Origin of the sequence: Intrasporangium zincisolvens (assembly GCF_034724055.1) — a bacterium.
GTDB lineage: Bacteria > Actinomycetota > Actinomycetes > Actinomycetales > Dermatophilaceae > Monashia > Monashia zincisolvens.
In genome coordinates this window covers 764,489-789,021 of record NZ_JAWIIL010000002.1, presented here as the reverse complement: position 1 = coordinate 789,021, position 24,533 = coordinate 764,489, and the positions used below count along the sequence as shown (strand labels likewise).

The 24,533-nt window shown below is 72.5% G+C and carries 25 protein-coding genes; 11 read left to right on the top strand and 14 right to left on the bottom strand.

Features of this window, described 5'->3' with window-relative positions; translation table 11 throughout:
• Nucleotides 1-38: 38 nt before the first annotated feature.
• The 5 genes from paaE to paaA are packed head-to-tail and all read right to left on the bottom strand — an operon-like array spanning nt 39 to nt 3,977.
• Entirely contained in the window at nt 39-1,262 is a 1,224-nt protein-coding gene (gene paaE / locus RY076_RS07980; RefSeq protein WP_323097073.1) for a 1,2-phenylacetyl-CoA epoxidase subunit PaaE, read from the bottom strand.
• Nucleotides 1,263-1,796, bottom strand: a complete 534-nt coding sequence (gene paaD / locus RY076_RS07975; protein ID WP_323097072.1) for a 1,2-phenylacetyl-CoA epoxidase subunit PaaD — start codon at nt 1,794-1,796, stop codon at nt 1,263-1,265.
• Nucleotides 1,797-1,801: 5 nt separating this feature from the next.
• Complete coding sequence (gene paaC, locus RY076_RS07970; protein ID WP_323097071.1) at nt 1,802-2,605, bottom strand: 1,2-phenylacetyl-CoA epoxidase subunit PaaC; 804 nt, start codon at nt 2,603-2,605, stop codon at nt 1,802-1,804.
• 5 nt (nt 2,606-2,610) lie between these two features.
• The gene (gene paaB / locus RY076_RS07965; protein ID WP_323097070.1) at nt 2,611-2,928 is read right to left on the bottom strand and encodes a 1,2-phenylacetyl-CoA epoxidase subunit PaaB; all 318 of its coding nucleotides are present in this window, start codon (nt 2,926-2,928) and stop codon (nt 2,611-2,613) included.
• Nucleotides 2,925-3,977 (bottom strand): 1,2-phenylacetyl-CoA epoxidase subunit PaaA, encoded by a 1,053-nt coding sequence (gene paaA / locus RY076_RS07960; RefSeq protein WP_323097069.1) that lies wholly within the window; start codon nt 3,975-3,977, stop codon nt 2,925-2,927. Before paaA ends, paaB begins: the two co-directional genes overlap by 4 nt.
• Before the next feature lie 80 nt (nt 3,978-4,057).
• Between paaA and RY076_RS07955 the strand changes: the two genes are divergently transcribed.
• Genes RY076_RS07955 through RY076_RS07940 form a run of 4 tightly spaced genes read left to right on the top strand, consistent with a single transcriptional unit; the run spans nt 4,058 to nt 6,151 of the window.
• Complete coding sequence (locus RY076_RS07955; protein WP_323097068.1) at nt 4,058-4,690, top strand: GNAT family N-acetyltransferase; 633 nt, start codon at nt 4,058-4,060, stop codon at nt 4,688-4,690.
• Nucleotides 4,687-5,481 carry an AzlC family ABC transporter permease gene (locus RY076_RS07950; RefSeq protein ID WP_323097067.1) on the top strand — a complete coding sequence of 265 codons (795 nt, stop codon included), beginning with the start codon at nt 4,687-4,689 and terminating at the stop codon, nt 5,479-5,481. Before RY076_RS07955 ends, RY076_RS07950 begins: the two co-directional genes overlap by 4 nt.
• Nucleotides 5,478-5,792, top strand: coding sequence for an AzlD domain-containing protein (locus RY076_RS07945; protein WP_323097066.1), 315 nt, complete (start codon nt 5,478-5,480; stop codon nt 5,790-5,792). Before RY076_RS07950 ends, RY076_RS07945 begins: the two co-directional genes overlap by 4 nt.
• A gap of 2 nt (nt 5,793-5,794) precedes the next feature.
• A complete protein-coding gene (locus RY076_RS07940; RefSeq protein WP_323097065.1) occupies nt 5,795-6,151 on the top strand; it encodes an MmcQ/YjbR family DNA-binding protein in 357 nt (118 codons plus the stop codon).
• A gap of 269 nt (nt 6,152-6,420) precedes the next feature.
• Here the strand turns inward: RY076_RS07940 and RY076_RS07935 are convergent, their stop codons facing one another.
• The gene (locus RY076_RS07935) at nt 6,421-6,627 is read right to left on the bottom strand and encodes a hypothetical protein (RefSeq protein WP_323097064.1); all 207 of its coding nucleotides are present in this window, start codon (nt 6,625-6,627) and stop codon (nt 6,421-6,423) included.
• 169 nt (nt 6,628-6,796) lie between these two features.
• Nucleotides 6,797-7,564, bottom strand: a complete 768-nt coding sequence (gene dapB / locus RY076_RS07930; RefSeq protein ID WP_323097204.1) for a 4-hydroxy-tetrahydrodipicolinate reductase — start codon at nt 7,562-7,564, stop codon at nt 6,797-6,799.
• Nucleotides 7,565-7,761: 197 nt separating this feature from the next.
• Between dapB and RY076_RS07925 the strand changes: the two genes are divergently transcribed.
• The 4 genes from RY076_RS07925 to RY076_RS07910 all read left to right on the top strand — a co-directional run bounded on the left by RY076_RS07925 (nt 7,762) and on the right by RY076_RS07910 (nt 12,848).
• Nucleotides 7,762-9,420, top strand: a complete 1,659-nt coding sequence (locus tag RY076_RS07925; protein ID WP_323097203.1) for an FG-GAP-like repeat-containing protein — start codon at nt 7,762-7,764, stop codon at nt 9,418-9,420.
• 65 nt (nt 9,421-9,485) lie between these two features.
• Nucleotides 9,486-10,433 carry a polysaccharide deacetylase family protein gene (locus tag RY076_RS07920; RefSeq protein ID WP_323097063.1) on the top strand — a complete coding sequence of 316 codons (948 nt, stop codon included), beginning with the start codon at nt 9,486-9,488 and terminating at the stop codon, nt 10,431-10,433.
• Nucleotides 10,430-11,731, top strand: coding sequence for a YncE family protein (locus RY076_RS07915; protein ID WP_323097062.1), 1,302 nt, complete (start codon nt 10,430-10,432; stop codon nt 11,729-11,731). Before RY076_RS07920 ends, RY076_RS07915 begins: the two co-directional genes overlap by 4 nt.
• 37 nt (nt 11,732-11,768) lie before the next feature.
• Nucleotides 11,769-12,848 carry a cytochrome c oxidase assembly protein gene (locus RY076_RS07910; RefSeq protein WP_323097061.1) on the top strand — a complete coding sequence of 360 codons (1,080 nt, stop codon included), beginning with the start codon at nt 11,769-11,771 and terminating at the stop codon, nt 12,846-12,848.
• A 33-nt stretch (nt 12,849-12,881) separates the two neighbouring features.
• Here RY076_RS07910 and RY076_RS07905 read toward each other — a convergent pair whose 3' ends face one another.
• Both RY076_RS07905 and rpsO read right to left on the bottom strand, forming a co-directional pair.
• The gene (locus RY076_RS07905) at nt 12,882-15,131 is read right to left on the bottom strand and encodes a polyribonucleotide nucleotidyltransferase (RefSeq protein ID WP_323097060.1); all 2,250 of its coding nucleotides are present in this window, start codon (nt 15,129-15,131) and stop codon (nt 12,882-12,884) included.
• 186 nt (nt 15,132-15,317) lie between these two features.
• Nucleotides 15,318-15,587, bottom strand: a complete 270-nt coding sequence (gene rpsO, locus RY076_RS07900) for a 30S ribosomal protein S15 (RefSeq protein WP_323097059.1) — start codon at nt 15,585-15,587, stop codon at nt 15,318-15,320.
• Between the two features lie 252 nt (nt 15,588-15,839).
• Here rpsO and RY076_RS07895 point away from each other — a divergent pair, with 252 nt between their 5' ends.
• Nucleotides 15,840-15,998: a DUF6131 family protein gene (locus RY076_RS07895; protein ID WP_323097058.1), complete on the top strand. Its 159-nt coding sequence runs from the start codon at nt 15,840-15,842 to the stop codon at nt 15,996-15,998.
• 308 nt (nt 15,999-16,306) lie between these two features.
• Here RY076_RS07895 and lpdA read toward each other — a convergent pair whose 3' ends face one another.
• Nucleotides 16,307-17,704, bottom strand: coding sequence for a dihydrolipoyl dehydrogenase (gene lpdA, locus RY076_RS07890; protein ID WP_323097057.1), 1,398 nt, complete (start codon nt 17,702-17,704; stop codon nt 16,307-16,309).
• Between the two features lie 185 nt (nt 17,705-17,889).
• Here lpdA and RY076_RS07885 point away from each other — a divergent pair, with 185 nt between their 5' ends.
• Together RY076_RS07885 and mctP are read left to right on the top strand one after the other, a co-directional pair.
• A complete protein-coding gene (locus tag RY076_RS07885) occupies nt 17,890-18,216 on the top strand; it encodes a DUF3311 domain-containing protein (RefSeq protein ID WP_323097056.1) in 327 nt (108 codons plus the stop codon).
• Entirely contained in the window at nt 18,213-19,862 is a 1,650-nt protein-coding gene (mctP, locus tag RY076_RS07880) for a monocarboxylate uptake permease MctP (protein ID WP_323097055.1), read from the top strand. The genes RY076_RS07885 and mctP overlap by 4 nt, the downstream gene beginning before the upstream one ends.
• Nucleotides 19,863-19,960: 98 nt before the next feature.
• Here the strand turns inward: mctP and RY076_RS07875 are convergent, their stop codons facing one another.
• From RY076_RS07875 to mreC, 4 genes are read right to left on the bottom strand one after another with little or no spacing between them, the layout of a single operon-like run.
• Nucleotides 19,961-21,097 carry an FUSC family protein gene (locus RY076_RS07875; RefSeq protein ID WP_323097054.1) on the bottom strand — a complete coding sequence of 379 codons (1,137 nt, stop codon included), beginning with the start codon at nt 21,095-21,097 and terminating at the stop codon, nt 19,961-19,963.
• Between the two features lie 22 nt (nt 21,098-21,119).
• Complete coding sequence (gene mrdA / locus RY076_RS07870; RefSeq protein WP_323097053.1) at nt 21,120-23,189, bottom strand: penicillin-binding protein 2; 2,070 nt, start codon at nt 23,187-23,189, stop codon at nt 21,120-21,122.
• Complete coding sequence (locus RY076_RS07865) at nt 23,186-23,686, bottom strand: rod shape-determining protein MreD (protein WP_323097052.1); 501 nt, start codon at nt 23,684-23,686, stop codon at nt 23,186-23,188. Before RY076_RS07865 ends, mrdA begins: the two co-directional genes overlap by 4 nt.
• The gene (mreC, locus tag RY076_RS07860) at nt 23,683-24,531 is read right to left on the bottom strand and encodes a rod shape-determining protein MreC (protein ID WP_323097051.1); all 849 of its coding nucleotides are present in this window, start codon (nt 24,529-24,531) and stop codon (nt 23,683-23,685) included. The genes RY076_RS07865 and mreC overlap by 4 nt, the downstream gene beginning before the upstream one ends.
• Nucleotides 24,532-24,533 lie beyond the last annotated feature (2 nt).

Here is a 24,533-nt window from a genome sequence, read left to right as displayed (position 1 = left end):
CGAGCCGCGGCGACCCCGTCGGCCCCCGCGAGCACGCGTCAGGCGTCGTAGTCGAGCGAGACCTCGTCGGTGACCGGGTGGCTCTGGCAGGCGAGCACGATGCCGGCCTCGACCTCCTCCGGCTCGAGCGCGTAGTTGCGGTCCATCCGCACCTCGCCCGACACGAGCCGGGCCCGGCACGTGCCGCACACGCCTCCGGTGCACGAGTACGGCGCGTCGGGGCGCGCCCGCAGTGTCGCGTCGAGGATCGTCTCGTCCTTGCTCGGCATCGGGATGACCGTGGTGCGCCCGTCGAGGTTGACGGTGACCGTGGCCTCGGGCGGCGCGCCCTCGTCGACGACGACCTTGCGCTTGGGCTCGGTGCCGTCGTCGACGTGGAAGATCTCGTGGTGCACGTGGTGCAGGTCGACGCCCCGATCGCGCAGCAGCGCCTCGGCCCCGGTGACCATGCCGAACGGTCCGCAGAGGTACCACTCGTCGACGGACCCGACGGGCAGGAGCCGGTCGAAGATCGCGGTGAGGCGCTCGGCGTCGAGGCGGCCGTGGAAGAGCTCGACGTCCTGGGCCTCGCGGGACAGGACGTTGACGAGGTGGAAGCGCCCGGGAAACCGGTTCTTGAGGTCCTCGAGCTCCTCGAGGAACATCACCGAGCTGGTGCGCCGGTTGCCGAACAGGAGCGTCGCGCGCGAGAGCGGCTCTTCCTCAAGGGCCGTCGTGAGCAGCGACAGCACCGGCGTGATGCCCGAGCCGGCCGCGATCGCCACGTGGTGGCGCGCGAGGTCGGGGCGCGTCGGGCAGGTGAACGACCCGAGCGGCGTCATGACCTCGACGACGTCACCGGCGGCGACGACGTCGTTCATCCACGTCGACATCCGCCCCTCCGGCACGCGGGCGACGGCGACGCGGCGCAGGTGCTGCATGCCGGCAGCGCCCCGCGACTGGCAGATCGAGTACGACTGGCGCACGTCCTCGCCGTTGATGGTGGCGCGGACGGTCAGGTGCTGGCCCGGCTGGAAGGCGAACTCGTCGGCAAGCTCGTCGGGGACCTCGAAGGCCACCGCGACGGCGTCGTCGGTGAGCCGCTCGACCGAGGCGATGCGCAGCGCGTGGAAGCGGGCGCGGTGGCGGGCCGGCGCGTCGCCGTTGTCGGACGCGGGTGCCGCGGCGGCGGTGGCCGCGGCCGTCGATGCGGCGGGGTCGACGGCGGGCTCGGCGGGCAGCCCCTGGGCGTCGTTCGTCGCGTCGGTGGTGAGGTCGGTCATTCAGAGGGCCTTGAACTCGTCGAAGGGCTCGAGACACACGTTGCAGCGGCGCAGGGCCTTGCACGCGGTCGAGCCGAAGTGGGCGATCTCGGTGGTGTCGTCGGAGCCGCAGCGCGGGCAGGCCACGACGTGGCGGGCCAGACGCACGAGCACCGGGCCCGACGTGTCAGCCGCCGACACGGGGCCGGGCGGGGCGATGCCGAACCGGTGCAGGGCCGCGCGGCCCTCGTCGGTCATCCAGTCGGTGGTCCACGGCGGGGACAGGAGGGTGCGCACCGTGGCGTCGTAGCCGTGCTCGCGGGCGGCGAAGACGATGCGGTCGGCGATGGCCTCCATGGCCGGGCACCCGCTGTAGGTGGGCGTCACGGTGGCGACGAGCGTCTGCGAGGCGTCGTCGACCTCGACGGAGCGCAGGATACCGAGGTCGGCGATGCTGATGACCGGGACCTCGGGATCGGGGATGCGCGAGATCGCCTGCGCGACAGCCGAGTCCGAGAACTCGACGTCTGAGCGCGTGGGCTGTTCGGTGGCCACGGCCGTCACCAGGTCGCCCCGGGGTGGGAACGCGCGATGTGCTGGAGCTCGGCGAGCAGGTAGCCCATGGGGCGGGAGTGGACGCCCTCGCGCCCGCCGCGTGAACGCCACGACGGGGCGTCGGGCACCGTCAGCGTCGCCTCGGCGAGCACGCCGTGGACGCGTCGCGTCACCGGCTCCTCGAGCGCCGACGGGAGCACGCCGAAGCCACTGGAGGCGGCAAGCACGGACGCGTCGTCGTCGGCGAACAGCTCTGCGACATAAGGCGCGACGCGCTCGAGCGCGGCCTGCATGCGCCCGTGCGACTCGTCGGTGCCATCGCCGAGGCGGCAGACCCACAGCGTCGCGTGGTCGAGGTGGTAGCGCACCTCCTTGATCGCCTTGGCGGCGACGCCGCCGACGACGTCGTCGGACGACCCGGCAAGACGCGTGTGCAGCTCGACCTGGTACGCGGAGAACCAGAGGAGCCGGGCCATCTCGTCGGCGAAGTCGCCGCGCTCCTGCTCGACGAGGTGCACGTTGCGCCACTGCCGCTCGTCGCGGACCATCGCGAAGTCGTCCTCGAGGCGGCCGGTGCCGTCGAGGGAGCCCGCGTACGGGTAGAGGGCACGCGCCTGGCCGAGGAGGTCGAGCGAGATGTTGCCGAGGGCCATGTCCTCCTCGATCTGCGGCGCGTTTGTCATCCACTCGGCGAGGCGCTGGGCGTAGACGAGGGCATCGTCGGCGAGGCCCACGAGGTAGTCGGCAGTGGGGACGGACGAGGCGGTCGCGGCCACCGGCGCGGCCTGCGGCTGGATGGGCTGGTTCACGTCGGTCACAGGTACTCGACGTCCTCGGGCACGTCGTAGAACGTCGGGTGCCGGTAGATCTTGTCGGCAGCCGGGTCGAAGAACGAGTCCTTCTCGTCGGGGCTGCTCGCCGTGATGTCGTCGGCGCGCACCACCCAGATCGACACACCCTCCTGGCGACGCGTGTAGACGTCGCGCGCGTTGCGCAGCGCGAGCGCGGCGTCAGGCGCGTGCAGCGACCCGACGTGCACGTGCGACAGACCCCGCTTGCCGCGTACGAAGACCTCCCACAGCGGCCAGCTCCTCTCGCTCGAGGGGGCGACTGCGTCCGAACCTCCGCTCACGCGGCACTCTCCTTCGTCCTCGTGGCCTGCTTGGCCGCGTACGCGTTGGCGGCCTCACGCACCCATGCGCCGTCGTCGTGGGCACGCTTGCGGTGGTCGATGCGCTCGGCGTTGCACGGCCCGTCGCCGCGCAGGACCTGCCAGAACTCGTCCCAGTCGATCTCGCCGAAGTCGTAGTGGCCGCGCTCCTCGTTCCAGCGCAGCTCGGGGTCGGGCAGCACGATGCCGAGCTTGTCGGCCTGCGGCACCATCATGTCGACGAACTTCTGGCGCAGGTCGTCGTTGCTGAACCGCTTGATGCCCCAGGCCATCGACTGCTCGGTGTGGCCGCCCTTGGCCGCCTCGCCGGTGTCGGGCGGGCCGAACATCGCCAGGGCCGGCCACCACCAGCGGTTCGCGGCGTCCTGGGCCATCGCCTGCTGGCCCTCGGTGCCGCGCATGAGGTTCCAGAGGATCTCGAAGCCCTGCCGCTGGTGGAAGGACTCCTCCTTGCAGACGCGGATCATGGCGCGCGCGTACGGCCCGTAGGAACAGCGGCACAGCGGCACCTGGTTCATGATCGCCGCGCCGTCGACGAGCCAGCCGATGGCCCCGCAGTCGGCCCACGTCAGGGTCGGGTAGTTGAAGATCGAGGAGTACTTCTGCCGGCCGTCGTGGAGCCGCTCGAGCAGCTCCTGCCGGTCGATGCCGAGGGTCTCGGCGGCGCTGTAGAGGTAGAGCCCGTGGCCGGCCTCGTCCTGGACCTTGGCGATGAGGATCGCCTTGCGGCGCAGGCTCGGCGCGCGCGTGATCCAGTTGCCCTCCGGCTGCATGCCGATGATCTCGGAGTGCGCGTGCTGGGCGATCTGGCGGATCAGCGTCTGGCGGTACTTCTCCGGCATGTCATCGCGCGGCTCGATGCGCTGGTCGGCTGCGATGAGGGCCTCGAAGCCCCCGCCGTCACCCGGACGATGCTCGGCCTGCTGGCCGTCCGCGAGCGCCGCGTCGTAGTCGGCGGTCTCGGCCGCGTTGAGCGGCTCGTTCGGGTCGATGACGTCATTGCCATACATGTGTCCAGTATGCGAGAAGGACGCCACCGCCCACAAAGTGGCCCCTCCGGGTGTCGAGGCGCGGCTGAGAGGATGCCGGGGTGAACCTCCCCCACGACGACGCGCAGCACGACCACGGGCACGACCACGGCCACGACCACGGCCAGGGCCACGGCCACGACCGGGGTCCGGTCGCGGACGCCAGCGTCCGCGTCGCCCGCGCCTCGGACGCCCCCGCCGTCGGGCTCGTGCAGGCCGTCGTCTTCCGGGAGGCGTACGCGAGCGTGCTCGCCCCGGACGTGCTGGCGCAGTTCGAGCCGCGGGCCTTCGCGACCGCCTGGCGCGACAGCCTCGAGGGCGAGGCGGCCGGCGACGGCGTGCTCCTCGTGGCCTGCGCCGGCGAGCAGGTCGTCGGCTTCGCCGCGGTCGGCGCCTCGGGCGACCCCGACGCGGGCGAGACCACTGCCGAGCTCCTCGTCCTCGCGGTGCACCCCGACGCGCGGACCCAGGGCCACGGCTCGCGCCTGCTCCACGCCGTCGTCGACACCGCCCGCGCCCGCGGTCGCGACCACCTCACCGCCTGGCTGCTCGCCTCCGACGACGCCGTCCGCGCCTTCCTGACCGCCGCCGGCATGGGGCCCGACGGCGCCCACCGCGAGCGGGTGGTCGACGCCGACGGCCGCAGCGTCAGCGAGCTGCGCCTGTCCGCGACGGTCGCGCCGGAGCCTTCGTGACCGACGCCGCAGCCGCGCCCGGCGCGCTCCCCCGCGGTGAGCGTCGGGTCGTGGTGCGCGAGGCGCTGTCGGTCGGCATCGCCACCGGCGCCTACGGCATCAGCTTCGGGGCTCTCGCCGTGGCTGCCGGGCTCGATGTCTGGCAGGCGATGGCCCTGTCGTTGCTCATGTTCACGGGCGGGTCGCAGTTCGCCTTCGTCGGCATCGTCGCCAACGGCCTGTACGCCGCCCCGGCCGCCATCGCGGCGTCGTCGCTGCTCGGCGTCCGCAACGGCCTCTACGCCCTCGAGCTGACCCAGCTGCTCGGCGCGCGCGGGGCCCGCCGCGTCGCGGCCGCCCACCTGACCATCGACGAGTCGACGGCCGTCGCGGTGTCGCAGGAGGACGTCCGGGCGTCGCGGCTCGGCTTCTGGCTCACCGGCGCCTCGGTCTTCGCGCTGTGGAATCTCTCGACCCTGGCCGGAGCCCTGCTCGGCAACGCGCTCGGCGACCCGCGGCGGTACGGCCTCGACGCCGCCGCCTGCGCCGCGTTCACCGCCCTGCTGTGGCCCCGCCTGCGCGGCCGCGACGCCGTGGCGATCGCGGCCGTGGCCGCGGTCGTCGCCGTCGTCCTGTCACCGCGACTGCCAGCAGGCGTGCCGGTGCTGGTGGCGGCGCTCGCGGCGCTCATCGCGTGGCGCACCCCCAAGGACCGCGAGGCCGACGCGTCGGTCGGCTCGACGGACCACGAGAGAGACGGCGTCGGTGAAGGCGCCGGCGCCCACCTCCCCGACGACGGAGGCCGCCGATGACCCTGTGGGTGGCGATCCTCGTCGCGGCGGCGATTGCCTTCGGGCTCAAGCTCGCCGGCTACCTCGTGCCGGCGAGCCTGCTGGCCGAGCCGCGGGTCAAGCGCGTCACGGCGGCGCTCCCGATCGCCCTGCTCGCAGCGCTCATCGCGACCCAGACCTTCACGGTGCCCGGTGGCGGGCTGACGCTGGATGCGCGCCTCGCTGCGGTCGGTGTCGCGGTGGTGGCGCTGCTGTTCCGGGCGCCGTTCATCGTCGTGGTCGTGCTCGGCGCCGCCACAGCGGCCCTCCTGCGCGCCGTCGGCTGGGGCTGACCGTGGCCGACGCGGACGACGTGCGCCGGCTCGCCCTCGCGCTGCCCGGTGTCGAGGAGATCGCCAGCGCGGGCTTCGACTTCCGCGTGGGCGGGCACGGCTTCGTCTGGTCCTATCCCGAGCGCATCCCGGGGCAGCGGCGCGTCATCCGCACCGACATCGCCGTGCTCTACGTCGGTGACGAGGCGGAGAAGCAGGCCCTCGTGCTCGGCGAGCCGGACCTCTTCTTCACGACCCCTGCCTACGACGGCTCTCCGCTCGTCATGGTCCGGCTCGAGCGAGTGGACGCCGACCGGCTCGACGAGCTCGTCACCGACGCCTGGCAGATGCGGGCGCCGAACGACCTCCGTGACGACTAACGCCCGAGTGCACGTGCCAGGGCGGAATCGCTGGGGGTTCACTCGGGTGGGTGGCATCCGGGCCTCAGCCGCGGGTCGGTGCCATTCATCGATGACCCCGTTTGGTGGGCAGGTCACTTCCTGCGTCGAGGAAGGAGCTTCGCCAGCCTCAACGCTGCGTACACGAGGGTGTTGAGGGCCACGAACGCGGCCAGCCACTGGAACCAAGCAGACTGCAACGTCGAGGTGGGGAGCACGATGCCCGAGTGCATCATCTGAGCGTCGCCGTCTCACGAACCACGGTGTTCCATCCGGACGCTCGGCCCGTGGCGGGGCGAGGGGGCCTCCTGGGCGACGGGGAGCTGGCCGTCGTCGGCGTTGTTCGTCGGCGCCCGGAGGGCCTGCCAGATCGCGATGGCGACGAGCACGATCGTCGCGGCGACGCCCAGGGCGGCGATGAGCGTCAAGCGCACGAGCCGCTTCCGTGGAACAGGCACCGTGGCCTCCGCGAGGGTCGTCCTGCGTCGCACACGCCCCGCCCGCGACCGGAGGGTGCAGTGTCCGGGTTGCGCTACCAACGGCGCCCTTTGGGTGAAGGCCGAAGGCCGCCGCCTCGGTGGCGTGTGGAGGTGCGGGATCCGGCGCGAGGGGACCGCGGGAGGTCCGTCAGTCGATGCCGAGGTAGTGCTCGAGACCGACGGTGACGCCGGGGTGGTCGGCGACGGCGCGAACGGCCGCGACGACCCCCGGCATGAACGACGCGCGGTCGAAGGAGTCGTGGCGGATGGTCAGCTGCTCACCGGCGTTGCCGAGCAGGACCTCCTGGTGGGCGGTGAGGCCACGCAGCCGGACCGAGTGCACGGGGACGCCGTCGACCCGGGCGCCGCGGGCACCGTCGGGGTCGTGGGTGGTGGCGTCGGGCCCGGGCATGACGCCTGCCTCGGCACGGGCGGCGGCGATCATCGACGCGGTGCGCGCCGCGGTACCAGAGGGGGCGTCGACCTTTGCGGGGTGGTGCAGCTCGATGACCTCGACCGACTCGAAGAACGGGGCGGCCTTGGCCGCGAACGCCATCATGAGCAGGGCTCCGATGGCGAAGTTCGGGGCGATGAGGACTCCGACGCCGGCGCCCGTGCTCGACGGGGGCGCCTCGGCCAGCTGTCCGCGGAGGGCATCCAGCCGCGTCTCGTCCCAACCCGTCGTGCCGACGACGACGTGCACGCCGCGCTCGACGCAGTGGGCGACGTTGCCGGGAGACGCGGCCGGCACCGTCAGCTCGACAGCGACATCGGCCCCTCCGAGGTCGCCGAGGTCGTCGCTGCTGCCGTACGCGCCGACGAGCCGGATGCCGTCGGCCGCCTCGAGCGCCCGGACCGCCTCGGATCCCATGCGGCCGCTCGCTCCGATGACGGCGACGCTGATCTCACGCGTCACCCCACCGGCGTCCTCGTGCCCTGTCGCCTGCCCGCTCGTCGTCTGCACGCCTCGAGGGTAGTGGCGCCGGGCGGGCAGGCGCCCGAAGGTCCCAGCAGGTCACGGCCTCACCGACCCCTCCCACCGGCGCTCCGTCTGTCACAAAGCGTGCCGGCGCCCAGCAGCCCGGCGGACACTGGGAGGAGGAAGTGATCGCCATGCCGAACTGCGCCCACCCCGCCGCCTGGTCCCGCTCATCCGCTGTCGCCCACCGGGCCGGAGCTCCCGGTGACGGACGTGCCCGCCGTCGCCTCGCCGCCGTCGTCGCGGCACTGGCGCTCGCACTCTCCTTCGGGGTGTTCACCGCGCCTGCCGTCGGCGCAGCGGTGCTCTTCGGCAACGACATCTCCTGGCCGCAGTGCACGGTCGCCCAGGGCGGTGCCGGCCAGCCGATGCCCCCGACCTCCACCGGGTTCGTCGTCGTCGGCCTCACGCACGGGCTGCCGTTCACCGAGAACCCCTGCGTGGCCTCGCAGCTCCAGTGGGTCCGCGACCACGCCAAGCCGGCACACGCGTACACGATGGCCGGCTTCCCGACGACGGCGCAGCTGTCGACGTACGGCTCGCTCGGGCCGTGGGCCACGGCGACCCGGGCCGGACGGCTGTCGAACGTCGGCTACGCCGAGGCCACCTACGCCACGGCGACCCTGTCGCGCATCGGCTGGCGGCCGCCGGTCGTCTGGGTCGACGTCGAGCCCCGGCCGGCGCAGCCGTGGCCGTCGACCACGTGGGCGCAGCGGGTCGAGAACCGCTACGTCGTCGAGGGGATCATGCGTGGCCTGCGCGACCGCGGTTACGCCTACGGCCTCTACTCGAACTCGTCCGGCTGGCAAGCGATCAGCGGCTCCTGGCTGCTGCCCGGTGTGCCGGTGTGGGCCACCGCGGGCACGCTCGACTACCCGAACGAGGCACTCGACCGGTGCACGCAGCCGAGCTTCTCGGGCGGGCGCGTGTACCTGTCGCAGTGGTGGAACACGACGACCGACTTCGACCGCACATGCGAGCCGTACGCCTTCACCGCCCTGCCGGTCGCGGCCTCCAGCCTGACCGCTTCGACCTCGGACTTCGACGGCGACTGGCGCACCGACCTCCTCGCCCGGTGGACGACCGGCGTGCTGAAGCTGTACTCCGGGACCGGCACGGGCAGCCTGGCGCTCGGCCGGCAGGTCGGGACGGGCTGGAGCGCCTTCGACTCCCTCGACACCGCCGGCGACCTCGACGGCACGGGCACCCTCGACGTCCTGGCGCGCGAGCGGGCCACCGGCGACCTGTGGCTCTACCGGGGCGACGGCCGCGGGGGCTGGACCCTCCCCCGCATCCGCGTCGGCACCGGCTGGGGCGGCATGAGCGCGATCCTGGGTCCCGGTGACCTCACCGGCGACGGGCGACCCGACCTGCTGGCCCGCCGCGCCTCCGACGGCACCGCGTGGGTCTACCCGGGAACCGGGCACGCCACGTGGCAGCCGCGCGTCCAGGTCGCCTCGGGCTGGAACCGCTACGACCGGATCGTCCCTGTCGGCGACGTCACCGGCGACGGACGCCCCGACGTCATGGCCCGGGAGCCCTCGACCGGACGCCTGTGGCTGCTGGCCGGCACCGGGGCGGGCGGCTTCGCCGCACCGGTCGTCGTCGGCACCGGCTGGAACGGCATGACCGCCCTCGCCTCGGCGGGTGACCTCAACGGCGACCGCATCGGTGACGTGCTCGCCCGCGACCGCGCCGGCGTGCTCTGGCTCTACCCGCGCACGGCGTCGGGCAGCTGGTCACCTCGGCGCCAGGTGAGCACCGGATGGAACGTCGCGAACGCGATCTTCTGAGCGCGTCGACGGCCCGGTCAGGCACCTGTCAGGCAAAACCCAGCGGCGGGCGCGAGCATCCGCGCGTGACCACGGACCCCGAGGGCGACCCCAGACCCGACGCCCCTCACGCCTCGGACACCTCGGACGCCTCGGACGCCGACCGGCCCGCCACCGCGCGCGGTCCCCGGGTCGACCGACGCGTCTTCCTCGCCGGCGTCACCGTCTCGCTGGCGCTCGGAGCCGCGGCCTGCTCCTCACCGGGCGCCACCGACGCCACCTCCGACGCCACGGCCACCTCCGAGGGCCCGCCCGCCGCCCGACCGGGCTCGTCCAGCGCGAGCGCCTCAACCCCGAGCTCCTCCTCGTCGGCGACGGGCAGCTCCCCGACCACTCCGCCGTCCGGACGCGTCACGCCGGCCGTGCTGCAGACGGACGGGACCGACGTCGTCCACGGGCCGTCGTCGGCGCCGCAGGTCGCGCTGACGTTCCACGGTGCCGGCGACCCGAGCCTGACGCGTCGTGCTCTCGCGCTCCTCGCCCGCCACGACGCCCGCGTCACCGTCTTCGCCGTCGGCACCTGGCTGTCGGCCAACCCCGACCTCGGCCGCGCGGTCGTCGACGCCGGCCACGACCTCGGCAACCACACGTGGTCGCACCGCACGATGCCGCGGCTCGACGCTGCCACGGCGCGCACCGAGGTCGCCCGCGGCGCCGAGGCGGTGGCTGCTGTCGCGGGCTCCTCCCCCCTGCTGTTCCGCCCCTCCGGCACCCCGACGTCGACCGCCACGATCCGTGCGGCGGCCCGCGCGGCCGGCTACCACCGATGCGTGTCGTACTCCGTCGACCCCCGCGACTACGCCGACCCCGGCGCCGCTGCCGTCACGGCGCGGACGCTGTCCGCGGTCCGCCCCGGCAGCATCGTGTCGCTGCACCTCGGCCACCCGGGCACCGTCGCGGCGCTCCCCTCCGTGCTGTCCGGCCTCGCCTCGCGCGGCCTGCACGCCGTCACGCTGACCGAGCTGCTCGCATGAGGCGCCGCGCCTCCACCGTCCCGACGCGCGTGGCCGTGCTGACCGCGCTGGTGCTGCTCACGGCCGCCTGTTCGACCCCGTCGGCGTCGCCGGGCAGCGACCCGGCCACGACGGCCCCGGTCGACGCGGTGGCGTCGGCACCGGGAGCGGGCGCAGGCACGCCGACCACGACCACCACGCCGCCCGGCCACCAGGACGACGCGTCGGCCACGGGGATGGGACTCACGCCGCCCTACGCGCGCACCGGCGCCGGCGACCTCACGGCGACGGCGCGCGCCGCCCGCCCGCTCGTCTACGTGCCGGACCAGGTGGCCGGCCTGCTGCAGGTCATCGACCCGCGCACCTCGCGCGTCGTGTCGACCCGGCGCGTGCCGGCCTCCCCCGAGCACGTCGTGCCGTCGTGGGACCTGACGCGACTGTGGGTCAACTCCGACAAGGGCAACGCCCTGACGCCGATCGACCCGCGCACCGGCGCCGTCGGCCGGCCGGTCACGGTGAGAGACCCGTACAACCTCTACTTCACCCCGGACGGCCGCCACGCCCTCGTCATGGCCTCACGCTTCCGCGCCATCGACGTGCGCGACGCGCACACGATGAGGCTGCTGCGCTCGCTGCCCGTGCCGGCCTGCGCCGGGGTCAACCACGCCGACTTCACCGCCGACCTGCACACCTTCGTCGCGAGCTGCGAGTTCAGCGGCCGGCTGCTCGTCGTCGACGCCGCGGCGACGCGGGTCGAGAAGGTCATCGACCTCAACCACGTGCACACACCGGGAGCCACCCCGGCGATGGGCCCCGGCAGCATGGCCGGACCGCGGATCGGCCTGCAGCAGGGCGCGACCGCGATGCCGCAGGACGTGCGACTCACCCCGGACGGTCGGTGGTTCATGGTCGCCGACATGCTCCGCAACGGCGTGTGGTTCGTCGACGCCCACACCTTCCGCCTCGACCACTTCGTCCACACCGGGCTCGGCGCGCACGGCATCTACCCCTCGCGCGACGCGTCGAGGGTCTTCGTCTCCAACCGTGACGCGGGCTCGATCGCCGTCTTCGACGCAGCCACCGACAGCCTGATGGCGACGTGGAAACTGCCCGGTCACGCGACCCCGGACATGGGCGGGGTCAGCGCCGACGGGAGCCGGCTGTGGCTGAGCGGGCGGTACAGCGCCGAGGTGTACGTCATCGACACGGCGACTGGACGCCTGCTGCACCGGATCCGCGTCGGCGCCGGGCCGCACGGCCTCCTCGTGTGGCCGCAGCCCGGACGGTTCTCGCTCGGGCACACGGGGAACATGCGATGACGTCCGACGCGGGCAGGCCCCAGGACCGGCGACGCCGGTGAGCACCTTCACGCCCAGCGACCTGCTCACGGCGTGGACCGCCGACCCCGTCGGCCTCGCACTCGTCGTGCTCGCGGCCGTGCCGTACCTCCTGCTCGTGCGCCGGGCGGCGCGCGCGGGACTGCGCCCGTCGGCGTGGCGAGTGACCTTCTACGCCCTCGTCGGGGTCGGCTCGCTGGCCTACGCCGGGTGTGGCGCGCTCGAGGTGTACCGCGCCGACGTCTTCTGGGTCGGGGCGCTGCGCGTCGGCGTCCTCGCGGCGGTGACGCCCGTCGGGCTCGCGCTCGGGGACCCGGTCGGTCTGCTGCGGCACCTCCATCCCGACGGCGCGCACCCGCTGCTCCGGTTCCTGCACGGGCGCGTCTCCCGGGCCGTCACCTTCCCCGCCGTCAGCACCCTGCTCGCCACCGGCACCCTGCTCGTCGTGTTCGTGACGCCGGTCTTCACGTGGTCGGTCACCTCGCGCGTGGCCGGGGTCGGCCTCGACCTCGCGCTGCTCGGCACCGGGCTGCTCTTCGTCGTACCGCTGCTCACGGACGACCTGCTGCCCCGGTGGGCGACACCGCCGGTGCGCACCTTCCTCGCCTTCGTCGACGGCCTGCTCGACGCCGTGCCCGGCATCGTCGTCATGACGGCGACGACGATCCTGTCGCCGGGCTACCCCGGCTTCACGAGCGGTGTCAGCGGCCTGGACCCGCTGCAGGACCAGCGGCTGGGCGGCGGAGCGCTCCTCGCGGTGGCCGAGTCCGTCGGGTTGCCGATCATCGCGGCGGTCTTCCTCGACTGGATCCGCAGCGACGAGGCCGACGCCCGTGCCGCCGACGCGGAGGCGGACGCGGCACAGGCGAGCCGGGCGAGCCTGGCCACTCGGCCCACCGGGAGCGGGTCCGAGGTCGGCGCCGGCACGGGCGCGGGCGAAGCCGACGGACCGGCGACGGCCCCGCAGGCCGACGCGTCCGGCCTGTGGTGGGAGCAGGACCCGCGCTTCGCCAGCCGCTACCGGCGAACGGCACCGGACGCTGACGAGGACGCCCGCTCCCCCGAGGACGCGAGCGGCCCGCCACCCCGGAAGGGGTGACGGGCCGCTCGTGATCCGTGCGGACGGGTGAGGTCAGACCTCGGCCGTCTCGGTCGACTCGGTCGACTCGGTGTCGGCCGCAGCCTCGCCCTTGGCCTCGTCCTCGGAGAGGACAGCCGCCAGGGAGAGCTTGCCGCGCGGGTCGATCTCCTTGAGCTCGACCTGGATCTTCTGACCGATCTTGACGACGTCGTCGACGCTGTCGATCCGCTTGCCACCGACGAGCTTGCGCACCTCGGAGATGTGCAGCAGGCCGTCCTTGCCGGGCAGCAGCGAGACGAACGCCCCGAAGGTCGTCGTCTTGACCACCGTGCCGAGGAAGCGCTCGCCGACCTCGGGCATCGTCGGGTTCGCGATGGCGTTGATCGCCGCGCGAGCCGCCTCGGCCGAGGGGCCGTCGACCGCACCGATGAACACCGTGCCGTCGTCCTCGATCGAGATGTCGGCGCCCGTGTCGTCCTGGATCTGGTTGATCATCTTGCCCTTCGGGCCGATGACCTCACCGATCTTGTCGACGGGGACCTTCACCGTGATGATGCGCGGGGCGTACGGGCTCATCTCGTCGGGCACGTCGATGGCCTCGGCCATGACGTCGAGGATGTGCAGACGCGCGTCGCGGGCCTGGGTCAGCGCGCCGGCGAGGACCGAGGCGGGGATGCCGTCGAGCTTCGTGTCGAGCTGGATGGCCGTGACGAACTCCTTGGTGCCGGCGACCTTGAAGTCCATGTCGCCGAAGGCGTCCTCGGCACCGAGGATGTCGGTGAGGGCGGCGTAGCGCGTCTCACCGTCGACCTGGTCGGAGACCAGACCCATCGCGATGCCGGCGACCGGGGCGCGCAGGGGCACACCGGCGTTGAGCAGCGACAGCGTCGAGGCACAGACCGAACCCATCGACGTCGAGCCGTTGGAGCTGAGCGCCTCGGACACCTGACGGATCGCGTAGGGGAACTCCTCGCGCGTCGGCAGGACCGGCATGAGCGCACGCTCGGCCAGGGCGCCGTGACCGATCTCGCGGCGCTTCGGCGAACCGACGCGGCCGGTCTCACCGGTGCTGTAGGGCGGGAAGTTGTAGTTGTGCATGTAGCGCTTGCGCGTGACGGGGCTCAGCGTGTCGAGCATCTGCTCCATCTTGAGCATGTTGAGCGTCGTGACACCCATGATCTGGGTCTCGCCACGCTCGAAGATCGCCGAGCCGTGCACGCGCGGCAGCACCTCGACCTCGGCGCCCAGGGCGCGGATGTCCTTGAGGCCACGGCCGTCGATGCGCACCTCGTCGCGCAGGACGCGCTGGCGGACCAGCTGCTTCTGCAGCGAACGGAACGCGGCGGAGATCTCCTTCTCGCGACCCTCGAACTGCGAGGCGAGCTGCTCCTTGACGGACGCCTTGATCTCGTCGAGGCGCTCCTCGCGCTCCTGCTTGCCGGCGATGGTCAGGGCCTGCGCGGCGTCGGCCGACACGGCGGCCTCGACGGCGGCGTAGGCGTCGTCCTCGTAGTCGAGGAAGACCGGGAACTCCTCGACCGGCTTGGCGGCCTTGGAGGCGAGCTCGGCCTGGGCCTCGCACAGCTGCTTGATGAACTTCTTGGAGGCCTCGAGGCCCTCGGCCACGACCTCCTCGGTCGGAGCCTGCTTGCCCTCGTTCTTGACGAGGTCCCACGTCGACTCGGTGGCCTCGGCCTCGACCATCATGATCGCGACGTCGTCACCGACGACGCGACCGGCGACGACCATGTCGAAGGTCGAGCGCTCGATGTCGGAGAAGTTCGGGAAGGCGACCCACTGGCCGTCGATGAGCGAGACGCGCACGCCACCGATGGGGCCGGAGAACGGCAGGCCGGAGATCTGCGTCGAGGCGCTCGCGGCGTTGATGGCGAGCACGTCGTACTGGTGGTCCGGGTTCAGCGAGAACACCGAGATGATGACCTGGACCTCGTTGCGCAGACCCTTCTTGAAGGTCGGGCGCAGCGGGCGGTCGATGAGGCGGCAGGTGAGGATGGCCTCGGTGGACGGACGACCCTCGCGGCGGAAGAAGCTGCCGGGGATCTTGCCGATGGCGTACATCCGCTCCTCGACGTCGACCGTCAGGGGGAAGAAGTCGAACTGGTCCTTCGGCTGCTTGCCGGCCGACGTCGTCGACAGGAGCATCGTGTCGTCGTCGAGGTAGGCCGTGACGGCGCCGCCGGCCTGCTTGGCCAGGCGCCCGGTCTCGAACCGGACGGTGCGGGTGCCGAAGCTGCCGTTGTCGATGACGGCCTCGGCGAAGGTGATGTCTGGACCCTCCATGTGGGCCCTCGCTTTCTTTTTCTCATGTAGCCGGTGCACATCGTCGTTGTGTGCCCGGTTTGCCTTCTGTGTACTGCCACGGGCCCGGTGGCCCGCGGGTGCGCTCGGCGTCGGAGCCCGACCCGGCCGCACCTACGACGAAAGGCGGTCACCGCGCACGCGCGGTGACCGCCTTTCGTCACATCGTCATCGACGCAGGCCGAGTCGCTTGATCAGCGAACGGTAACGCTCGATGTCGGTGGTCTCGAGGTAGCGCAGCATCCGCTTGCGCTGGCCCACGAGCAGGAGCAGACCACGACGGCTGTGGTGGTCGTGCTTGTGAGCGCGGGAGTGCTCGGTGAGGTCCTTGATGCGCTGGGTGAGCAGTGCGACCTGCACCTCGGGGGAGCCGGTGTCGCCCTCCTTGGTGGCGTACTCGGCCATGATGTTCTTCTTGACGTCAGCGTCCAGGGGCATGGAAGACCGACTCCTTCTCTACTCGTTGCGCGGTGCGCCAGGGCATGTCCACCTGGGCTCTCTCTTTCCGCGGCCGGAATACGGCGTCCCCAAGCGTAACAGCGCAGGCCAGCACGTACTAATCGGCGCCGGGCCCCGGGGCCCGGTCGGGGTGCGTCACCGTTTCGTGACCCGGCCGGTGTTGATGCCGCGACGCCCCGGGGTACGACAGAGCTGTCTCGGGAACCCACTCCAAAGGAGCGAAGCGACACCATGATCATCCTCGGACTGATCCTGCTGATCATCGGGCTGCTGGTTAAGTCCCTCAGCATCCTGGTCACGATCGGCATCATCCTGCTCGTCGTCGGCGCCGTCCTGTACGTGCTCGGCGCGACCGGTCGCGCCGTCGGCGGACGCAAGCACTGGTACTGATCGACAGGTCGCATCAGACGTCGAAGGGCGCCCCACGGCTCGTGCCGTGGGGCGCCCTTCGCGCGTCCGGGTTCGGGTGTGACGCGTGGGGTTGCCTGCTCACTCGACGACAGAGGGGGCTTCTCCCCCTGGCTCATCGAGTGAGCCCTCCGTCCCACCCGTCACCCCAGCCCCAACAAACCTGTGACGCGTGAGGTTGGGTGCTCACTCGATGGCCGGAGGGGCGCGGCGGGAGGCGGGGGAACGCGAAGGGCGCCCCAACGGCTCGTGCCGTGGGGCGCCCTTCGCGCGTCCGGTGCTCCGACGCGTCAGAAGTTGATCATGTGGCCGGCGATGCCGTGCACGGCCTCCTTGACGGCCTCGCCCAGCGTCGGGTGGGCGAAGACGGTGCGCGACACCTCGTCGGCGGTGAGGTCCCACGTCTGCGCGAGGTTGAGGACCGGGAGCAGCTCGGTGACGTCGGGGCCGATGAGGGCGGCACCGAGGATCTCGTTGTGCTCGGCGTCGGCGATGACCTTGACGAAGCCGACCGGCTCGCCCAGGCCCATGGCCTTGCCGTTGGCCGAGAACGGGAAGGTCGCGGTCTTGACGTCGTGACCGGCCTCCTTGGCCTGCGCCTCGGACAGGCCCATCGAGCCGATCTGCGGCTGGCAGTAGGTCGCCCGCGGGATGAAGCGGTAGTCGATGGCCATCGTCTCGACGCCGGCGAGGGTCTCGGCGGCGACGATGCCCATGGCCTCGGCGACGTGGGCGAGCATGAGCTTGGCGGTGACGTCACCGATGGCGTACACGTTCGGCACGTTGGTGCGGCAGAACTCGTCGACGGCGATGGCGCCGCGGTCGGTGAGGGCGACGCCGGCCGCCTCGAGGCCGAAGCCCTCGGTGCGCGGCGCGAAGCCGATGGCCGACAGGAGGCGGTCGGCCTCGAGCACCTGCTGGTCGCCGCCGGCGGCAGGGCTGACGGTCACCCGGACCCCCGACCCGGTGTCCTCGACGGACTCGACCTTGGTGCCGAGCATGACCTTCACGCCGAGCTTCTTGTAGTGCTTGAGCAGCTCCTTGGACACGTCGGCGTCCTCGGTCGGCACCATGCGGTCGAGGAACTCGACGATCGTGACGTCGACGCCGAAGTTCTTCATGACGTAGGCGAACTCGACGCCGATGGCACCCGAGCCGGCGATGATGATCGAGCCCGGCAGCTCGGGGTCGAGGATCTGCTCCTCGTAGGTGACGACGTTCTTGCTCACCTGCACGCCGGGGATCATCCGGGTGACCGAGCCGGTCGCGAGGATGAGGTTGTCGAAGGTGATCGAGCGCTTCTCGCCGGAGTTGAGCGCGACGTCCATCGAGGTCGCCGAGGTCAGCGTGCCCCAGCCGTCGATCTCCTCGATCTTGTTCTTCTTCATGAGGAAGTGGACGCCCTTGACGATGCCCTCGGACACCTTGCGGCTGCGGGCGTGCGTCGGGCCGAAGCTCATCGTGGCGTCGCCCTCGATGCCGTACTTCTGCTTCTCGTGCGTCAGGGTGTGCGACAGCTCGGCGTTCTTGAGCAGCGCCTTGCTCGGGATGCAGCCGACGTTGAGGCAGACGCCGCCCCAGTACTGCTTCTCGACCACGGCGACCTTCTTGCCGAGCTGCGACGCGCGGATCGCCGCGACGTAGCCACCAGGACCGGCACCGAGCACAACGACATCGAAATCAGCCATGAGGGCACCTTATCCGTGCGGGCACGTGGTCCCGACCGCGGTTCCACCCCAGCCGACGGCGACGTCACGAATCGGGTGTCGATCCGCAACTGCCTGTGTCGCACCCCACATTCGGGGCAAAGGCGAGAGTACGTTCCGACACGCACGGCCGGACCCACCCGGCCCGACCAACGGAGGTCACCCGCGTGAGTTCCACTCCGCACCGACACTCGGCGCCACCGGCGAACAAGGGAATGCTGGCCGTCGCCGGCGTGCTCCTCGCGATCCCGATCGTCGCCCTGATGCTCGTCGGCACCTACGCCAAGGACGAGCCACGCCTCGGCGGGTTCCCGTTCTTCATCTGGTACCAGTTCCTCTGGGTCATCCTCTGCTCGGCCCTGACCTACACGGCCTACCGGCTCGTCCTCAAGGCACGGCCGCACCGGCCGATGAACCCGGAGGGTGACGAGTACGTCGACGACGACACGACCGGCGACGCGTCGAACGGCACCTGGGGTGGTGGGACCCGATGAACCAGGGAGTCAACGGCGTCGCACTCGCGGTCCTCGTCTTCTTCTTCGTCCTCGTCGCGGGCGCCGGCTTCTGGGCCGCACGCTGGCGGCGTCCGGCCAGCATGGACAGCCTCGAAGAGTGGGGCCTCGGCGGCCGGAGCTTCGGCACGTGGGTCACGTGGTTCCTGCTCGGCGGTGACCTCTACACGGCGTACACGTTCGTCGCCGTCCCGGCCGCGATGTGGGCCTTCGGCGCGGTCAACGGCTTCTTCGCCGTGCCGTACACGATCGTGCTCTACCCGATCATCTTCGTCTTCATGTCGCGGCTGTGGTCGGTGTCGCACCGGCACGGCTACGTCACGCCGGCCGACTTCGTCCAGGGCCGATCGGGCTCGCGCGGCCTGTCGCTCGCGGTCGCGGTCACCGGCTTCCTCGCCACGATGCCCTACATCGCCCTGCAGCTCGTCGGCATCCAGGCCGTCCTCGAGGTCGCCGGTGTCGGCGGCGGCGGCAACTGGGTCCAGAACGACCTGCCGCTCTTCATCGCCTTCCTCGTGCTCGCGCTCTACACCTACACCTCGGGCCTGCGCGCGCCGGCGATCATCGCGTTCGTCAAGGACATCCTCATCTACCTCGTCATCATCGTCGCGGTCATCTACCTGCCGTCCAAGGTCGGCGGCTGGGCCCACGTCTTCGACGCGGCGAAGGAGAAGATGACGACGACGACGAACGCGGCCACGGGCAACCCGAACGTGTTCATCCCGGGCCCGAAGGCGTACTGGGCCTACGCGACGCTGGCCCTCGGCTCGGCCCTGGCCCTGTTCATGTACCCGCACTCGGTCACGGCGAGCCTGTCGGCCAAGAGCCGCAACACGATCCGCAAGAACGCCTCGATCCTGCCGGCGTACTCGTTCCTGCTGGGCCTGCTCGCGCTCCTCGGTTGGGTCGCGATCGCCGCGGGCACCAAGCCCGTGGGCCTCGATGGCAAGGTCAACGGCCAGCTCGTCATCCCGCAGCTGTTCGAGGACATGTTCCCGGCGTGGTTCGCCGGCGTCGCCTTCGCCGCCATCGCCATCGGTGCGCTCGTGCCCGCCGCGATCATGTCGATCGCCGCGGCCAACACGTTCACCCGCAACATCTACAAGGCGTGGATCAAGCCCGACGCGACGCCGAAGCAGGAGGCGCAGGTCAGCAAGATCACCTCGCTCGTCGTCAAGGCGTTCGCGCTGGTCTTCGTGCTCGCGCTCGACAAGAGCAACGCGATCAACTTCCAGCTCCTCGGCGGCATCTGGATCCTCCAGACGTTCCCGGCGCTGGTGTTCTACCTCTACACCCGCTGGTTCCACCGCTGGGCCCTGCTCGCCGGTTGGGCTGTCGGCATGGTCTACGGCACGGTCGCCGCGTACAACGTGACGAACAAGTCGACCGGGGCGCACTTTGCCGGCTCGGTCGCCAACATGCCGATCATCGGCCAGCTCGGCTACATCGCCGTCACGGCGTTCGCCATCAACGTCGTCGTCGCCGCCGTGCTGACGCTGGTGCTCCGTGCCGCGAAGGCGCCGGAGGGCCACGACGAGACGATCCCGGCCGACTACTTCGCCGACGCGGGCGACCCCCGCGTCGAGAAGCTGAAGACGGGACCGCACGAGCTGACGCCGTCGGCCTGAGCGCCACACGTCACACCGGTCGGAGGGGCCGGGTCCGCACGGACCCGGCCCCTTCGCCATGTCCGCTCCCCCGCCCGACGCCGCCCGACGCGGATGCGTCAGCCGCGCTCGCGCTCCGGGGGAATGGCGTTGTGGGCCTCCTCGAGGCCCATCCCCGACACCTGCAGCAGGTCGAGGGTCAGCGACCGCAGCTGCGCCAGCACGGTCTCGGTCGCCAGGCTCGAGGTGCGCGGGAGGTCGCCGATCTCGGCGGCGACCTGGACGAGCGCGCTGCGGCCCGCGGACGCGGCTGCGTTCTCGGCGAGCGCACGGGCCATGACGTCGGTGGCGTCGGCGAGCCGTCCGAGGAGCGTCCGGTAGCTGTCCGGCAGGTCCTCGCCCCGGCCCACGGCGATGGTCACGCGACGCACGAGCACGCGCGTGCTGCGCATCGCGATGTCGAGGGGTTCGACGAGCTCGGCCATCGAGCGCACCCGGGGTGCGTGCCGGCGCCGGGAGAACGGCGAGCTGGTGATGACGGCGAGCCCCTCGTCCGCGGCCTGGCGCAGCTCACGGAGGAGCGACTCCGTGCCCCGGGCCGAGGCCAGCACCTGGGCGACCCCGTCGACGTCGCCGTCGTCCGCCAGCCGCACCACCTGGCGCAGCAGCTCGCTGATCTTGGCGACGGCCTCGGCCGCGGCGACACGCGGTCGGCGCAGCGGCGCCTGGGGCACGACGACCGCCGCGACGAGCGCGACGGCGCCGCCGATGAGCGCGTCGGTCCACCGCGACAGCGCCTGGCCAGGGCTCGCCGCGAGCGCGACGATGGTGGCGCTCTGCACGGCGGCCTGGGTCACGAGCAGCGGCCCGCCGTCGAGGAGCAGGGCGAAGGCCATCGAGAAGAACACGACGACGGTGATCTGCCACGGGCCGCTGCCGGCGAAGTGGACGAAGACGTCGGCGGTGAAGACGCCCACGGCCACCCCGACCGCGACCTCGAGCACGCGCCGGACCCGCTGGCCGTAGGACATGCCGAGGCAGACGATCGCCACGATCGGCGCGAAGAACGGGGTGGCGTGCTGGACGACGTCGTGCGCGACGAACCACGCCACCCCGGCCGCGATGGCGCTCTGGAGCAGCAGGAACGCGCGAGACCGCAAGCGGGACAAGCGGGTTCGCGCTGTCAGCCGGCTGCGGCGCCACGCCCGGTCGAGGGCCTCGACGACGGGGGCGTCGGTCCTCAGGTAGTCGTCCACGTCGGCCTCTCGGTTCGGTGGGTCACATCCTCAGGGCAAGGATGGCATCGAAGATCTCACGCACGGCGGGGGCCGCCACCTTCGACCCCGAACCGCCCTGGCTCACGACGACGGCCACGACGTACTTCGGCCGGGTCGTCGGCCCGTAGCCGACGAACCACGCGGTCGCCTTCTTGCCGAACACCTCACCGGTGCCCGTCTTGCCGGCCACCGGGTAGCGGCCCTGCGGGAAGCCGGCGAACGCGGACCCGGCTGACCCGCCCGGTCGCGTCACGTCGGCGAGCGCCGCGCGCACGTACGCGCCGACGTCGCGGCGGAGCGGCACCGAGCCGACGCGTCGGGGCGCGATGGGGGTGATGGCACCGTCGACCGACCGGTAGGCGGCTGCGACCTGCGGCTGCCACAGCGTGCCGCCGTTGGCGAGGGCGGCGTACACCGTGGCCATCTGCAGGGGCGTCACCGCCGTGTCGCCCTGTCCGATCGAGAAGTTCACGGCGTCGCCGGCGCGGTACTGGTACCCGGACGCGCAGTTCTCCTTCGCCAGCCGGGTCAGGTAGGCGGCGCGGGCGCGGTCGGTGCGGGCCACCTCCGGGTAGCCGGTGCGGGCGCGCCGGCACGTCGTGTCGCGGGTGGCCGCCCACGTGTCCTCCTTCCACTGCCGGTCGGCGACGCGTCCGGCGGCCTCCCCCGGCAGGTCGACGCCGGTGGGCCGGCCCAGGCCGAACGCCCGGGCCATGGCCACGAACGGGTCGGGGGCCGAAGCGGGCGCGGTGAGGCCGCCCTGCGCGAGCCACGCGGCGTAGGCGAGGCGGTAGAAGACGGTGTCGCAGGAGACGACGAGCGTCCGGTGGAGGTCGATGAGGCCGTAGCCACGGGACTCGTAGTTGTTGAAGATCCGGCCGCCGACGTCGACGTTCGGCGAGCAGTCGTAGCGTCCGTCGAGGCGGGCGCCCGCGTTGACCGCGGCGGGGACGGAGATGACCTTGAAGGTGGACGCCGGCGGGAAGGTCTGGGCGGTGAGCCGCGACGACAGCGGCACCCCGGCCGCCTCGCTGGTCAGCCGGGCCAGCTGCACCGAGCCGATCCCGCCGGTGAAGAGCCCCGGGTCGTAGGTCGGGTAGCTGGCTGCGGCGACGACGGCGCCGTTCGTCACGTCGAGGACGACGGCGGCGCCGGTGTCGGCGGGCAGCTTCTGCGTCCGCGCCCGGGCCACGGCGCCGGACAGGGCGGCCTCGACGCGGGCCTGGAGGCGGGCGTCGAGGTGCGTCACGACGTCGCGGCCCGGTACCGGCGCCGTCGTCGAGACCGTGCCCGTGACGATCCCGCGCGGGTCGACGGCCACGACGGTCGAGCCGTTGGCACCGCGCAGCGCGGCGTCGTACTGCTGCTCGAGGCCGCTGCGGCCGACGGTGTCCTCGGCGTCGATGCGCCCCCCGCCGGCGTTGACCTCCGACGCGTCGGCCCGGGCGACCCAGCCCAGCAGGTGGGGTGCGAGCGCGCCGTCGGGACGCGGGTAGTCGCGGGCCGGCTCGGACGTGACCCCGACGCCGGGGTACTTCTCCGGCTGCTCGAGGAGGGTCAGGGCTCGTCGCTCGTCGACGCGGGTGGCCACAGGGATCGGCACGTAGGGCGAGCCGTTGAAGCACGCGGGTGCCCTCGGTGCGCCCCGGGTGCCGCAGAGCATGGTCTTGTCCCACAGCCGCTGGAACGGCAGCCCGAGAGCGGCGGCCACCGACGTGACGAGCGCCCGACCACCGTCCGGGGCTCCCACGAGAGTGGCTCGCTCGATCGTCACGGTCGTCGTGAAGGTGTTCGTCGCGAGGGGCGTGCCGTTGCGGTCGAGGATCCGGCCGCGCAGGGCGTGGTCGGTGACGGTGCGGGTGGTGACGGTGGTCGCGGCGCGTGCCAGCTCGGGGCCCTGGACGAGCTGGAGCTCACCGAGGCGCCCGACGAGCAGGCCGAAGAGGACGACGACGAGCACGACGACGACACCGACGACGCCGGTGCGCGGGGCGCGTCGGACGCGCAGCGGGTGCGTGGTCGCCCGACGCCGCGGCGCCCGCGGGCGTCCTCGGACCGGCCGTGCCCTCATCCGAGCCGCCGTCGCACGAGGGCCCGGTCGGCCGTGACGGCGACGGGCACGGTGAGCAGGCCGACGACCACGGTCGAGGCGAGGCGGGCCAGCCCCGCGAGCACGTCGACGTTCCCCTCCGCGAGCAGCGTCGTGACGGCGCCGGCCAGGCCGACGACGGCACCCGCCGCGACGAGCGCGGCGAGCGGGCGCAGGCCCGACCGCGAGGCCGGGCTGTGGAACAGGCCCGCGACGAGGCCACCGGTCGCCGTCACGAGGGCCGTCAGCCCGAGCGGCGACCCGACCGGCGGGACGAGCTCGACGACCCAGCCGGCGAGCAGGCCGACGAGGGCGCCGTGCACCGGGCCGCGCAGGACCGCCGTCGTCACGACGCCGAGGAGCACGAGGTCGGGCAACCACGGGTCGGGTACGCCGAGGCGGGGCAGCAGCGTCGCCGTCGCCAGCGCCGCCAGCACGACGTAGGCGGCGCGCAGCAGGCCGAGCAGCGTCGGCCTCACCGCCCCGCTCCCGTCGCGGCGCCGGTGGCCGGCTGCTGCACCGGGCGTGGTGTGGCTCGGGCCCGCGGCACGAGGACGGCGACGACGTCGATGGCGTCGGCGTCGACCGCGGGGCGCACCGTGGCGGTGCGGGTCATCCGCCCGCTCTCCGCGTCGACGTCGGTGACGGTACCGACGACGACGCCTGCCACGTAAGGACGCTCGTCGACACTGCCGAGCGTGCGGACGACGTCGCCGACGACCGGCGTGCCCGGCTGGATGAACGACAGGATGAGCGACCCGCGCGGGCGCACCTCGCGGTCGGCGGTGCCGGGCGCCGCGACCGTCGCGAGCGTGCCGGCGGGACCGACGCGCACCCCGACGACCGAGCCGGTCGACCCGAGCACCTGCACGTCGCTCGTCCACGGCGACACCGACACGACGCGCCCGACGAGCCCCTCGGCCGCGACCACCGTGGAGTCGGGCTCGACCCCGTCACGCGAGCCGACGTCGATCGTCAGGTTCCGACCGCCCAGCGGCCCGAGCGCCGTGCCGACGACGCGTCCCGGTACGAAGGCGTGTGTGGCAAGCACCTCGGCCCCGAGCACCGACCGGAGGCGTGCCACGTCGTCGAGTGCGCGCTGCTGGTCGGCGACCACCGCTCGCAGGCGGACGTTCTCGGCCTCGAGGCGGGAGAGGTCTCCGGGGGACGCACCGGCGAGGACACGCTGCACCGGACCGACGACGACGCCGGACGCACGGCGCACCGCGTCGGTCACGCCGGAGCCGGCGAGGTCGGCGACGAGCAGCCCCAGGGTGGCCGCCACGAGCAGCCCGAGGAGGCGGCGGCGTGTGCGGTCGTCCACGG